Origin of the sequence: Mucilaginibacter sp. KACC 22063, from assembly GCF_028736115.1 — a bacterium.
Lineage (GTDB): Bacteria > Bacteroidota > Bacteroidia > Sphingobacteriales > Sphingobacteriaceae > Mucilaginibacter.
The window spans coordinates 4,720,951-4,733,603 of the sequence record NZ_CP117877.1 but is presented as its reverse complement, the minus strand read 5'-3'; the positions used below and the strand labels follow the sequence as shown (position 1 = coordinate 4,733,603).

Sequence of the window (12,653 nt, the reverse complement as noted above, 5' to 3'; positions counted from 1 at the left end):
CCAAAGTTTTCATTTTTGTATAGATTTCTCCTGTCGTCGAAATGACAAAGAATAAAAAATTACCTTTACCATCATGACAATTAAAGAGGCACAGGAAACCATAGACAAGTGGATTAATACTACCGGTATCCGTTATTTTAATGAACTGACTAATACGGCTATTTTAATGGAAGAAGTAGGAGAGGTGGCGCGTATCATGGCGCGGCAATATGGAGAGCAGTCGTTTAAGAAATCAGACAAGGAAGTTAATCTTGCCGACGAAATGGCTGATGTGTTGTTTGTGCTGATGTGCCTGGCTAATCAAACCGGTATCGACTTAACCGAAGCCCTTGAAAAGAACCTCGAAAAGAAAAGTATCCGCGATGCCGAGCGTCACAAAAACAACGAAAAGCTGCGTTAGCAAATGTGAACGAATTTCATTCTGATACATCTGCGACAAATAAACCCGCTTTTACCATGTATATTTGCCAGTATGACACCTGCAGAAACGAATAGAAGATGGGCCGAACTACAAAATCGCATTGCTGAAGAGTTTGATAGTGATAAGCCGGATATTAAGGTAATGCTGTTTTTGATAGGCGTTCAGGAATTAGGGCAAGGGCCAAAAAAATTCAGCAAGCGGCAGAAGGAAGAACTGATGCACATTGCTACCTGTAAGCTTTTAAGTAAATTAGGATTTTATGAATTAGAAGGTGCCGACCAGGACGGCTGGCCACACTGGAAATTGATAAAACCAGTCCCAAGTTACTCTATGCTTGAACAGGAAATGCTGATTAAATCATTAATGATCGATTACTTCGACGAAATAGATAACGTATGAGAAAACTCTTACTCTTTACATTTTTACTTGCTGCGTTTACATCGGCTTTTGCAAAAGGACCTAAGAACCAATATGTGCGTATACAGACAAGTTATGGCGACTGCATTATCCGCCTGTATAATGAGACGCCTAAGCACCGCGACAATTTTATAAAACTGACTAAGCAAGGGCTTTATAACGGCACGCTATTTCATAGAGTGATACAAAACTTTATGATACAAGGCGGCGACCCCGATTCAAGAAAGGCCAAACCGGGGCAAGAGCTGGGTAATGGAGATGTGGGTTATACTGTACCTGCCGAGTTTAGGGATAGCCTGTTTCATAAACGCGGTGTTTTGGCTGCAGCAAGAGACGATAATCCGGCAAAAGCATCAAGCGGGTGCCAGTTTTATATTACCGAAGGCCGCCGCTTTACCGATGGCAAACTGGATACGCTGGAGCAAACCCGATTAAAAGGCCGTAAAATACCGGCTTGGCAGCGCGAAATCTACAAATCAGTAGGAGGTGTGCCGCATCTGGATCAAAATTATACGGTTTTCGGCGAAGTAGTTACTGGCATTGATATGGTCGACCGTATCGCAGCCGTTAAAAAAGATGCAAGAGACCGCCCGGTTGAGGATGTCCACATGACGGTAACTTTGCTCAGCAAAAAAGAGTGTAAACAATTAGATAAAATTTTAGGCTTATAAATAACTCCTCTCCTTGGGAGAGGTTGGGAGAGGTAGATGAAAATCATTACTTACAACGTTAACGGTATACGTTCGGCAATTAGTAAAAACTGGCTGGCCTGGTTACAGGCAACCGATGCTGATGTGGTTTGTCTGCAGGAAATAAAGGCGACGCCTGATGTAATGACCGACCTGCATCTGGTGGAGCATCTGGGCTATCAACATTACTGGTACCCTGCAGAAAAGAAGGGCTACAGCGGCACCGCGATCTTTACGAAGCATTCGCCAAAGCATGTGGAGTACGGCTGCGGTATTAGCGATTTTGACCGCGAAGGCCGTAACATACGGGTGGATTTTGAAGACATCTCTGTCATGAGCGTTTACTTTCCGTCGGGTTCAAGCGGCGATGAGCGCCAGGATTTTAAGTTCCGGTTTTTGGATGAGTTTGGCGAATATATCAACCAACTGAAATGGGCGTATCCTAAACTGGTGGTTTCCGGCGATTATAACATTTGCCACAGGCCTATCGATATTCATAACCCAAAATCAAACGCCAACTCGTCAGGTTTTTTACCTGCCGAGCGCGAGTGGATGGAAAACTTTATTGAATCAGGATTTGTAGATACTTTTCGCCACCTGAACAAAGAACCGCATAACTACACATGGTGGAGTTTCAGGGCTAATGCACGTGCTAAAAATTTGGGCTGGCGTATCGATTACAATATGGCAACTGCCGATCTGGAACCGCATATCAAACGTGCGGCTATTTTATCAGAGGCTCGGCATTCAGATCATTGCCCGGTATTGCTTGAACTGGACATCAACGTATAACAATAAAATCCCCTATACTATGGCCATCACCTATCGTACAGACACTACTCCTGCAACCGAACAGGTAATCGAAGTTTATGCAAGTGCAGGTTTAAATCGCCCCATTGATGATTTCGACCGTATTGCCAAAATGTACCAAAACTCTAACCTGATTATTACCGCCTGGGATGGTGAAGATTTGGTTGGCGTATCACGGGCTTTAACTGACTTTTGTTATGCCTGTTACCTGTCTGACCTGGCCGTGAAAGAACAATACAAGCACCAGGGTATAGGTAAAAAGCTGGTAGAGCTTACTAAAGAACATGCAGGGCCACAAAGCATGCTGCTTTTATTGGCCGCACCGCAGGCTATGGAATATTATCCTAAAATTGGAATGCCCAATATAGAGAATGCCTTTATGATTAAGCGGGAGATCTAAATTTTATTCCGCGTAGGCCTTCACCATCTGTCTTTGTGTGCCTAAGCCGTCAATGCCTGCTTCAACAACATCGCCGGGCTTTAAAAATACAGGTGGCTTAAAGCCTGCACCCGACCCTGCCGGTGAACCTGTAGAAACCACATCGCCGGGGTACAAGGTCATAAACTGCGTGATATAAGAGATGAGGTAATTCGGAGAAAATATCATATCAGCAGTTGTGCCGTTCTGCATCAGCTTGCCGTTAACACTTACCCAAATGTGCAGCTTGCTTATATCGGGCATTTCATCTGCGGTAACCATATATGGCCCCATCGGTGCAAAACTGTCGCAGCCTTTGCCTTTGTCCCACGTACCATTACGTTCAAACATAAAGCTGCGCTCAGATATATCGTTATGCAAAATATAGCCCGCTATGTAATCAGGTATATCTTCTTCGTTTACATAACTTGCCTTTTTGCCAATCACAATAGCCAGCTCGCACTCCCAGTCGGTTTTTTGCGAATCTTTTGGGATGATGATATCATCGTGCGGCCCACTGTAGGCAGAATTGCTTTTTATAAAAATAACAGGTTCTTTAGGGATAGGTGCCCCTACTTCTTTGGCATGATCGGTATAATTTAAACCCACACATACAATTTTAGAAGGCCTTGCTATAGGATTATACAACGGCACCTCATTACTGATAACAGGCAATGCCGCCAGCTGCTCATCGATAAGTTTCTGAAGCGCGACGATTCCATTATTCTCAAAGAAATGCTGGTCGAAATCATGAAAATGTGCAGATAAGTCATACCGGCTATCGGCTATTTCTATCCCGGGTTTAATTTGTTTGTCGGATACAAAGCGTATTAATTTCATAAGGTGTTGTATCTTGTGTTTAGATGATGAAGAAAATTAGCTGCCTGTTGTTTTTACTTTGTTTAGGATGTGCAAAACATGCAGATCGTTCCACTTTTACTGCTGGTATTGTCAATCAAAATTCGTTGCAGTTTAAAGGCATAAATGCAGATCTGCTGGCAAACTTACGTACCGATACACTTTCACAGACAGAGTGGCAAACCCTGTTACCCGTATATCGCATGCCTGCCGATACCGACATGAAGGACTTTCAAAATAACCAGCCCGGTAAATATAAGCTTACCGACAGCAGTGTTATTTTTATGGCTGATACACCGTTTCAAAAAAGCCAGACCTATTTTGCCCGGTTTTACCAGTATCATGATAACAGCAGCAAATGGGATATTTTTAAACACGGCTGGAAGTCGCACAAAGCCCAATACACCGAAGTTGTTTTTAAGCCTTAGCTTATTGCTTAAATGTGTTCAGTATGTGTTGTAAGTGGTGTTTGCCATGCCATGCATACAAAGCAAGGTTTCGCTTCAACGGCACTTCGTTATTTTGCTGCGGATGAATAAACTTCAGCTCCCATTGTTCGGGGCTTAGCGCTTCGAACAAGGCTACCATATGCTGATGGATACCTTCCAGCATTATTAAAGATGACTCTACCGGCAGTTGATAGTCGGGCAGTTTTGCCCATTCGGCTTCATGGTAGGCTTTAATAGTTGGTGTTTGCTCGGTTAGCGTCCATTTAAAACGGATCAGCGAATTCATATGGCTGTCGGCAAGGTGATGCACCACTTGTTTAATGGTCCACCCATCCGGGCGGTAAGGGGTATTCAGTTGTTCTCCGTTTAAGGCAGTTACAGCCTTGCGAATCTGGGAAGGTAAAACGCGTATTTCATTTATCCATGTTTGCATGGCTTCGGTGCTGTACGTTTCAGGTGCTGTAAAACGACCTATGGGATATTTGAGTTGTTCAAGTTCGGCTGACATGATATAAATTGCAGTAAAAGAAATTATATACTTGTAATATATTTAAAACCTAAATAAGCTTCGCCCCAATTTAGCGTTTTTGTATTTGCCTGGCATTATATGATAAAAAAATTACTGCTCTTTTTATTCCTGTTTGTAAACGCTGAGGCATTTGCCGAAACCATAAGAACAGATGTACTTGTAATCGGCGGTACGGCCAGCGGTACATCTGCCGCTATACAAGCTGCTCGCAGCAAACTGAAAACTATGTTGGTAGAGCCGGGGCCATGGCTAGGGGGGAGTTTAACATCAGGAGGCATAGGTGTGCTCGAAGCCAATAAGCAACTTACCTCTGGTATATGGGGCGAGTTTCGAAAAAAAGTTGCACAGTTCTACAATAAAGCACCGGGATATGATACCACGCTTAATGCTACTTTACGATTTGAACCCTATACAGGGGCGGCCATTTTAAAAAAAATGACGGATACAGTTAAGAACTTAACTGTAAAATTAAATACCCCGTGGACTAACGTTAAAAAAGACGGTACAGGCTGGGAGGTAAGTATTACCCAGAATGGCAAGTCTGCTACCATATTAGCTAAGGTGTTGATTGATGCCACTGATCTGGCTGATGTCGCGGTGAAAGCAGGGGTAAAACTGATTGCTAACGAATCAGTACAGAATGAAGAAGTCAAAATTCCGGGCGAAACCTTATCCGTCAATCTTAGAAAAGTTACCTGGGCTGTCGTTTTGAAGGATTATGGCAAAGCTGCTAACCAAACTATTACTAAGCCCGAAAACTATAATCGCGATCTATATGCCTGCTTAAAAAGTAAGAATATAATGAAGCTTTTAGCCGAAGGTAAACTGCCTAATGAGAAGTACCTGATCAATTGGGAGGATTGTGGCAATGCTTATCCGGCAACGGTTGAGGACTTAAACCCTGAAAAGCGCGAAGCGTTTTTTAAAATGTTACGCCTGCGAACCATCGGCTTAGTATATTATTTGCAAACAGAGCTCGGGTTTAAAAACTTAAGCCCGGATGATGAGTTTGGAACACCCGATCACTTACCTTACACACCTTACATCAGGGAATATAAACACGCACCTGGATTAGTACGTATGATTGGCGATGATATTGTAAAGCCATATAACCGCGAATCAAAACTATACCGCACCGGCATTGCCGTTGGCGATGCGTTCCCGGAGCAAAGTAACCCTGCAATAATGCCTTTTCCGGCGTATAGTGTTGCGCTTGGCACTTTAGTAGTTAAGGGTTTCGACAATTTGATTGTTACCGGGAATGCCCTATCTGTTACCGGCGATGTAAGCGCCAGTACCTGTAACCCGGCAGTGCAAATGGTAATAGGCCAGGGGGCTGGCACTATAGCTGCTTTTTGTGCATTCTTTAAAACAACGACTTCACATTTAAATGTGCGTGCTATACAAGGCGAGCTGCTCGATTATAAAGGCTATCTGCTACCGATAAGCGATATACCGCAGGCCGATCCTAATTTCAGAGCCATACAACAGGTGGCAGCTACCGGGATGTTAAAAACCCGTACTGAAGTAGTTGGTAACCAAGTAAAAATTCTGTTTAAGCCCGACTCAATAGTACAAACGGCCGAGATCAAACCGGTGATCAATGAAATATATACCCGTGGGTTTTTGTGGTTCAACAAGGCTAAGCCAGCCGAAAACTTTACCGTTGGTAACCTGCTGTCGTTCATCAGCGAAATTACATTAAGCGAACCTAAGCCGTTACAAATCGAACTGCAAAAGCAATGGAAAACCGTTTATAAGTTTACCGGCAGCTTTGATCTTAACCGCCCGGTTACACGCCGCGAATTTGCCGTATTAGCTAATAATTACCTTAACCCTTTTGCAAGGCAGGTAGATATTACAGGCAAGCTAATTAATTAGCTTCAGGGTCTTCCTTTAGCTTGCCTTTAAGCTCCGGGTTTTGCGGCGGCAAAGTGCTTACATGTTGTTCAACCTCTGTTTGCTTAATATGTACGGCATAATCTGCCGGTTCAATATGGCTGCCATTAGCCTCGGCATAAACCTGGGTAAACTCGGCCCCAATGTATAATATGGCAGCTGTATAGTAAATCCACAATAAGATCACAATAATAGAACCTGCTGCACCATAAGTAGATGTTTTGGCCGAATATTCTATGTACAGGCCAATTACGTATCGGCCAATCATAAATAGTACGGCGGTGAAGAAGGCGCCCGAACGCACATCCCGCCATCTGATCTTAACATCGGGCAGCACTTTAAATATGATACCGAACAGCAGGGAAATCACAAAAAATGAAATGGCAATATTAACACCATCAATTACCCAGATGGTGATACCCGGTAAAAAGTGTTGCAGCTTATTACTTACAGCCAGTATCAGTAAATTTAATATCAACGATACCAATAACAAAAAGCCAAGGCTTACAATCAGTGAAAAAGAAATAAACCTGTTCTGAAGCATTTTAACCCAGCCCTTTTTGGGTTTGGCTTTTACGCGCCAGATGGTATTTAGTGAATCCTGGATCTCGATAAAGATACTGCTTGCGCCCAGCATTAACGTAAATATACCAATCACCACAGCAATACCTGTTTTGCCCGAAAGCTCCAGCTTTTTAAGCATTTCCTGAATCTGCAAGGCAGCGTCAGCGCCAACATAACCCTTTATTTGCGGGTAAAGGCTGTTGGTAATAGCATCATGACCTAAAAATAAACCAGCCAGAGAAATAACCAGTATCAGCAATGGTGCAAGGGAAAATACGGTATAATAAGCCAATGATGCACTAAGCTTCAATCCGTTATCATCCGAGAAATTCATGAATGTGGTTTTTAAAACACACCACCAGTTTTTTAAATACGCTTTGTTAAAAATTTTCATATTGTTGTTCGGGTTACCATCCTAACAATTTTGTCCTTTTATTAAAGCGCATTATTTCATAAAAGTTTAGTTAAATAAATTATTTAATACATAAATGCGCTTAACCTTCCAGGCAAAGCATAAAAAAAGCGCCTGAATATTCAGGCGCTTGGAAATGATGAATAAGACGATTAGCGCATTGCTAACTCATGATTGTCGGCCTCCACCATCTTCTTAAAAAAAGAATTAAACTCGTTGACCTTTTCTGCTGGTACAAAGTCCTTTTTAAGTTTAAAAGTCCTTGTTAAAATGAGCTTATTGCCCAGTTGCTTAGGAATCAGGCTATATTCAATAATGTCACTGCTCAGGGTAACAGGCTGTATAGCCTCCACCATTTTTTTGCCTGCAGGCAGGTTAATGGTCATGCTTTCAGTATCGTTATCAACAAAGAACATCTGCGAAAGGTCTATGCCTGATGTGCGTGGCATGGATACCTGCAGGTCATTGGCAGAAACTTTACTTGACCACGGCAGATTAAATATTGACATCCCGCCGATGCTTTTAGTAACATTACCAAGTTTATAATTAAGCGTCAGATATACGGTATCTATCGGATTAAGCCTGTCGATATTTTTGTACTCAAGTGTAGAAACCTCAACTTCAGGATAGCTGCTCGAAATAGCTTCTTTTATTTTCTTGATACGATCTTTTTGTGAAAGCTCGCCATAGGTTTCGCGCAGACCGCCAGCTTGCGATCCGGTTTCAAAAGTGCTTTCTTTAACCAGCATGCTTTTTTCTTCAAAATTTATAGAAGTATTGCGGCGTACATTGTTTGGTTTACGGGTTAATGGATGTAAATAATGAGTGTTTTTTAAACTGGCCTCCTCGTTAATGTCTAACAATGTTGAGTTTAAAGAACTGGTATACAGGCAACGGAACGGCAAATACTGAGAAGTAAGCTCAATATAATAGTCTTGCCCATCGAGCTTTACTTTTGCCATGCAATGGTTAAAATCTATAGATGGCAAAGGCATAGTATTTAATCCATTATCACGTGTTTTAACAAGCACCAGGTTTGCCTTAATTCCCGCCTCTTTACACATGGCGACAAATAAGGTAGCCACGTCTTTACAATCCCCTATACGGGTATTAATTACGGTTGAAGGATTTTGTGGAATAAGCCCGCTTTGACGGAATGAAACGGAACTGTAACTGATATTTCCGGTAATGTAATTATAGATTTTCTCTACTTTTTGCATATCAGTAAACTTTGAATTGCTTTTCAGCAAATCGTTCATTACCTGTTTTACCTCATAGTTGTTACGGGCTTTTGCTGTAGCTAAATCATTGTACCAGTCTGATATAAATTTCCAGTCGGGGATGGATGTCAGGTAAAGTACATTAGCCACATCACTCATTGGCGGCATCTTATCTTCCCATTGCAGGCTTGCCTGCTTATTCTGCTGCCAAACATACATGTCAAATTCATCTGCCTGGGTTTGAACAGGAGCAATTGCTTTTTGTGAAAACTTGTAGTTGAATTTTTGATTTTTGCTGATCAGTAAAGCATACTTGCTGGTAATGTAGGGTTTGCCGTGTGTGAAATAAAACGAATCCCAGAAATGGCCAGCCAGTTTACCTCTTTCAAATTCCTGCACTTTATAACGTATGTTTATCACGTCGCCCACTTCCAGGTTTGTGAAAACAAGGTTGTTGTCATTACGTTCGGCAGGTACTTTTGTTCCGTTAGCTTTAACTACCTGGGCTTCTTCTATATTAAGATCTTGCCAGCTATCGGTATCTATTCCATATTCTTTCCAGGCATCAATGCCTTTCTGGGTTAAAATTTTAACAATTAAATATTTACGTGCTTCAGATCCGCCGTTTTCATAAACAACCCTTTGCACTTCTTCATCAAGTATCACTGAGTTATCATCAGGGTAATCGGCGGCTTTAGGTGCATTTTTAATTAATGCATCAACATCAGGCTCTGTAAAGTATGAGAAAACATCTTTTTTATTTTCCAGTTTACGCAGGGCATTAATTGACTCGTAATCGTTCGGATTTAATTCAATGCCTTTTTCATAATAGTTTTTAGCCTTGTCCTTATGGTTTGTCATCTCGTTGATCTTACCCAAAGAAGCCTAATACGAACTAATGGTTGGCGCTATGCTGATGCTCTTTAAATAGCTTTCTTCTGCTTTGTCATATTTTTGCTGATTATAATACTGGTTACCCAGGTAAGAGTATATACCGGTAGCATAAGGTTTTGCATTTAATTGTTCCTGAATTACTTTATACCCCATGTTGGCATCGCCCGCAGTAAAATATGCCTGCGACAGCGTTTTAGCCATGCCGTAATCATTATTATTGTCGACATATTTTTTCAATACGGCTAAAGCTGATGATGCATTTTTATGTAGTTCTTTTTCTATGGCATACTTTAAATTCACAACATCACGGTTGTCCGGGAAATTAATATAAGCCTGCTCGCCCAGCTTTACTAACTCGTCCTGCTGTTTTTGATAACCGGCAACCCCAATTTTAGCTTGCATAATGATCTCTGCCTGCTCAGGATGCAGCCTTTCGAGATCCTTTACTACATCGGCAGCTTTGTCATAATTTTTTTGCTGCACATAATCTGCATATTTATAAACAAGGGCGCTGGAACTTTCAGGATCTGCATTTTTGATGGTTTCTTTTATTGTTTCTGCTCCGGTGCGGTTATTTTCCCGATTAAAAAGCTGAAGCAGTAATAAATTGATATAGGTGCTTTGAGGATATTTAAGATGTAAATCATCAAGCAACCGGCGGGCTTCAAAATCACGCTCGGCACGTAAATAAGCATTGGCTAACAAAATCTTTGAAAAATCATCATCTGCATTTTGCTTAAGCTTATTGTTAAAATATTTTATACCCAAAGGCTCAATTGCAGTTAAAGTGTAAGCGCCTGCTTTTGAATAGGGCTTTGCTTCGGCGGCGTAGGTTAAGTTTGATAATGCATGGCCGTTATCATCGGTAATACGCACCATAAAATTAGATGAGTTGCAATAGCTTTCCCCAATCTGCACTAATATGCGGTTGTATCCTTTGTTAAGCTTAATGGGCTGAATGTAAGTGTCAAGATCATTATTGCGCTCTTCTGCTTCAGATAAAATCAGTGCGTCATTAACCCAAACTTTTACCGAACCGGAAACGCCGATGCGTAGCTGTGCATTTATATCCTCAGGGGCATTAACGAAACTTTGGGCAAACTCAATAGAGTTTTCAGAATCATTATAATATTCATAATCTATCCAGTGATCATGGCGGCGTACCTGTACGGTGTGCCAGCCAATTTTTGCACCAAGCTTTGAGATAAATTGTGCCTCTGCTTCGGGATGATTCAATACATCAGCATAATTTTTATCAAAGCCGCTGGTAGAGATATTTTCAAACTCGCCTGTAATTTGCCAGTCATCAACGGCGCCAATGCGGTTATATTCCGGGTCTGCTTTATCTAATTGCCGGGCTGCTTCGTAATGCTTTCCAATGATCTGGCTTGCCATTGCAGCAAGGGTGCCATCATAGGTCTTGTTATCGGCTATCGTTTTTATAAAGGCAAGTTGCTGAGGCGTTTTCTTGTTGTAGTTTTCATTAATAGAGGGCGTCATCCACAAGGCGTAGATATAGGGTTGCGGATTGTCACTTTGTGCGATAAACTTTGTAAAGTAATCGAATGATTGCGCTGACGTACCATTCATCTGGCTTACCAGACTAAGGCCTAAAAGGGCTTCAGCAGTACTTTCCTTTTGCTTTGCAGCAGTATTAAAAAGGGTTGTAGCTTCTGTGTTGTGATTGTTAAAAAAGGCTTTCCAGGCTTTTTGAAGGTCAGTTTGTGCAAACGTGACGTTGCAGCCTAACAGCAATGCCGCTGTTAGCTTCAATTTGAAATGGGAAATCATGAATGGTTAGGGGAATAAGTAAAGTTGGTGCGTTATATATTATAGTTTAAATTATCTGTTAGAAACAATCAGCAGATCCAGGTCTTTACTGGGTACGTTAAACCGGTCGCCGATGTGCTTATTGGTTAAGTGTCCCTGGTAAATATAAACCGCATTGCGTACACCCTGCTTTTGCCAGATTACGTTCTTAAGGCCACCTTGTTCACCGATGTCCAGCAGAATAGGTGTGAAAATATTGGTAAGGGCATAAGTAGCCGTACGCGCCACGCGCGAAGCAATATTGGGTACGCAGTAGTGTATCACGTCATACTTGCGGAATACAGGATTGGTATGATTAGTAACTTCTGAGGTTTCAAAGCAGCCGCCCTGGTCAATGCTTACATCGATGATCACCGAATTAGGTTTCATGCGGCTCACCGTTTCTTCGGTGATGATGCATGGGCTGCGGCCGTCTTCGGCGCGCATGGCACCGATGGCAACGTCGCAGGTAGTTATTGCCTTTTCTAATACAATGGGCTGTACCACAGAGGTGAATATGCGGGTGCCGATGTTGTTCTGTAATCTTCTTAGCTTGTAAATAGAAGGATCAAAAACCTTTACTTCGGCACCAAGTGAAATAGCGGTACGGGCGGCATATTCGCCAACGGTACCTGCACCAAGTATTACAATTTCTGTGGGAGGAACCCCTGTTATGCCACCCAGCATAAGGCCCTTGCCATCGAAAACATTACTTAAATATTCGGCGGCTATCAGAATGGATGTTGCGCCGACAATCTCGCTCATAGCACGGATAACGGTCAATGACCCGCCCTCGTCGCGCAGGTGTTCAAACGATAAAGCGGTGATCTTTTTATTGATCATGGCCTGTAGGCATTCGGTTTTCATGGTTGAAATCTGCAGGGTAGAGATCAATATCTGCCCTGGTTTCATCATGTCGATTTCCTTTAGCGTTGGCGGTGCTACTTTAATAATGATATCGGCGTTTTCGTATACTTCTTTGGAGTCATAAACAATTTGTGCGCCTTGTTCGCTGTAGTGATTATCCAGAAAGTTAGCTGCTTTGCCAGCATTACTTTCGAGCATAATATGATGGCCGTTATTTACGAGCAATGCTACCGAAAGCGGAGTTAAAGCAATGCGGTTTTCCTGAAAGGTAATTTCTTTAGGTATACCAATGTATAATTTATTTTTCTTGCTTTTTACCTCAAGCATCGACTCCTGGGTTTGCATCATTGCCTGTTTGGCAACATCAGAAAACCCACTGTATAACCCTGAACTCATG

At 42.1% G+C, this 12,653-nt stretch carries 13 protein-coding genes; 7 read left to right on the top strand and 6 right to left on the bottom strand.

The window, feature by feature from the left end; genetic code table 11:
- Positions 1–73: 73 nt before the first annotated feature.
- From PQ461_RS20755 to PQ461_RS20735, 5 genes are all read left to right on the top strand, one after another.
- A complete protein-coding gene (locus PQ461_RS20755) occupies positions 74–400 on the top strand; it encodes a nucleotide pyrophosphohydrolase (protein ID WP_274207482.1) in 327 nt (108 codons plus the stop codon).
- A 72-nt stretch (positions 401–472) separates the two neighbouring features.
- Complete coding sequence (locus PQ461_RS20750) at positions 473–820, top strand: hypothetical protein (RefSeq protein WP_274207481.1); 348 nt, start codon at positions 473–475, stop codon at positions 818–820.
- Positions 817–1,509: a peptidylprolyl isomerase gene (locus tag PQ461_RS20745; protein ID WP_274207480.1), complete on the top strand. Its 693-nt coding sequence runs from the start codon at positions 817–819 to the stop codon at positions 1,507–1,509. The genes PQ461_RS20750 and PQ461_RS20745 overlap by 4 nt, the downstream gene beginning before the upstream one ends.
- Positions 1,510–1,545: 36 nt before the next feature.
- Complete coding sequence (locus PQ461_RS20740; protein ID WP_274207479.1) at positions 1,546–2,319, top strand: exodeoxyribonuclease III; 774 nt, start codon at positions 1,546–1,548, stop codon at positions 2,317–2,319.
- Between the two features lie 19 nt (positions 2,320–2,338).
- The gene (locus PQ461_RS20735) at positions 2,339–2,737 is read left to right on the top strand and encodes a GNAT family N-acetyltransferase (RefSeq protein ID WP_274207478.1); all 399 of its coding nucleotides are present in this window, start codon (positions 2,339–2,341) and stop codon (positions 2,735–2,737) included.
- A gap of 3 nt (positions 2,738–2,740) precedes the next feature.
- Here the strand turns inward: PQ461_RS20735 and PQ461_RS20730 are convergent, their stop codons facing one another.
- The gene (locus PQ461_RS20730; protein WP_274207477.1) at positions 2,741–3,595 is read right to left on the bottom strand and encodes a fumarylacetoacetate hydrolase family protein; all 855 of its coding nucleotides are present in this window, start codon (positions 3,593–3,595) and stop codon (positions 2,741–2,743) included.
- Between the two features lie 23 nt (positions 3,596–3,618).
- On the opposite strand from PQ461_RS20730, the gene PQ461_RS20725 reads away from it, so the two are divergent.
- Positions 3,619–4,041, top strand: coding sequence for a hypothetical protein (locus tag PQ461_RS20725; protein ID WP_274207476.1), 423 nt, complete (start codon positions 3,619–3,621; stop codon positions 4,039–4,041).
- Position 4,042: 1 nt separating this feature from the next.
- On the opposite strand, the gene PQ461_RS20720 is transcribed toward PQ461_RS20725, so the two are convergent.
- Positions 4,043–4,570 carry a YfiT family bacillithiol transferase gene (locus tag PQ461_RS20720; RefSeq protein WP_274207475.1) on the bottom strand — a complete coding sequence of 176 codons (528 nt, stop codon included), beginning with the start codon at positions 4,568–4,570 and terminating at the stop codon, positions 4,043–4,045.
- 99 nt (positions 4,571–4,669) lie between these two features.
- Here PQ461_RS20720 and PQ461_RS20715 point away from each other — a divergent pair, with 99 nt between their 5' ends.
- Complete coding sequence (locus PQ461_RS20715) at positions 4,670–6,472, top strand: FAD-dependent oxidoreductase (RefSeq protein ID WP_274207474.1); 1,803 nt, start codon at positions 4,670–4,672, stop codon at positions 6,470–6,472.
- Here the strand turns inward: PQ461_RS20715 and PQ461_RS20710 are convergent.
- From PQ461_RS20710 to PQ461_RS20695, 4 genes are all read right to left on the bottom strand, one after another.
- Positions 6,465–7,448, bottom strand: a complete 984-nt coding sequence (locus tag PQ461_RS20710) for a YihY/virulence factor BrkB family protein (RefSeq protein WP_274207473.1) — start codon at positions 7,446–7,448, stop codon at positions 6,465–6,467. The genes PQ461_RS20715 and PQ461_RS20710 overlap by 8 nt on opposite strands.
- Positions 7,449–7,618: 170 nt before the next feature.
- Positions 7,619–9,547: a DUF3857 domain-containing protein gene (locus tag PQ461_RS20705; RefSeq protein WP_274207472.1), complete on the bottom strand. Its 1,929-nt coding sequence runs from the start codon at positions 9,545–9,547 to the stop codon at positions 7,619–7,621.
- Positions 9,548–9,571: 24 nt separating this feature from the next.
- Positions 9,572–11,371, bottom strand: coding sequence for a tetratricopeptide repeat protein (locus tag PQ461_RS20700; RefSeq protein WP_274207471.1), 1,800 nt, complete (start codon positions 11,369–11,371; stop codon positions 9,572–9,574).
- A gap of 51 nt (positions 11,372–11,422) precedes the next feature.
- Positions 11,423–12,652 (bottom strand): alanine dehydrogenase, encoded by a 1,230-nt coding sequence (locus PQ461_RS20695; protein WP_274207470.1) that lies wholly within the window; start codon positions 12,650–12,652, stop codon positions 11,423–11,425.
- Between the last annotated feature and the right edge of the window lies 1 nt (position 12,653).

What these genes read in the sequence shown, in the direction of transcription:
- PQ461_RS20755 (WP_274207482.1), top strand. Translation starts at nt 74, where the DNA reads ATGACAATTAAAGAGGCACAGGAAACCATAGACAAGTGGATTAATACT.
- PQ461_RS20750 (WP_274207481.1), top strand. Translation starts at nt 473, where the DNA reads ATGACACCTGCAGAAACGAATAGAAGATGGGCCGAACTACAAAATCGC.
- PQ461_RS20745 (WP_274207480.1), top strand. Translation starts at nt 817, where the DNA reads ATGAGAAAACTCTTACTCTTTACATTTTTACTTGCTGCGTTTACATCG.
- PQ461_RS20740 (WP_274207479.1), top strand. Translation starts at nt 1,546, where the DNA reads ATGAAAATCATTACTTACAACGTTAACGGTATACGTTCGGCAATTAGT.
- PQ461_RS20735 (WP_274207478.1), top strand. Translation starts at nt 2,339, where the DNA reads ATGGCCATCACCTATCGTACAGACACTACTCCTGCAACCGAACAGGTA.
- PQ461_RS20730 (WP_274207477.1), bottom strand. Translation starts at nt 3,595, where the DNA reads ATGAAATTAATACGCTTTGTATCCGACAAACAAATTAAACCCGGGATA.
- PQ461_RS20725 (WP_274207476.1), top strand. Translation starts at nt 3,619, where the DNA reads ATGATGAAGAAAATTAGCTGCCTGTTGTTTTTACTTTGTTTAGGATGT.
- PQ461_RS20720 (WP_274207475.1), bottom strand. Translation starts at nt 4,570, where the DNA reads ATGTCAGCCGAACTTGAACAACTCAAATATCCCATAGGTCGTTTTACA.
- PQ461_RS20715 (WP_274207474.1), top strand. Translation starts at nt 4,670, where the DNA reads ATGATAAAAAAATTACTGCTCTTTTTATTCCTGTTTGTAAACGCTGAG.
- PQ461_RS20710 (WP_274207473.1), bottom strand. Translation starts at nt 7,448, where the DNA reads ATGAAAATTTTTAACAAAGCGTATTTAAAAAACTGGTGGTGTGTTTTA.
- PQ461_RS20705 (WP_274207472.1), bottom strand. Translation starts at nt 9,547, where the DNA reads ATGACAAACCATAAGGACAAGGCTAAAAACTATTATGAAAAAGGCATT.
- PQ461_RS20700 (WP_274207471.1), bottom strand. Translation starts at nt 11,371, where the DNA reads ATGATTTCCCATTTCAAATTGAAGCTAACAGCGGCATTGCTGTTAGGC.
- PQ461_RS20695 (WP_274207470.1), bottom strand. Translation starts at nt 12,652, where the DNA reads ATGAGTTCAGGGTTATACAGTGGGTTTTCTGATGTTGCCAAACAGGCA.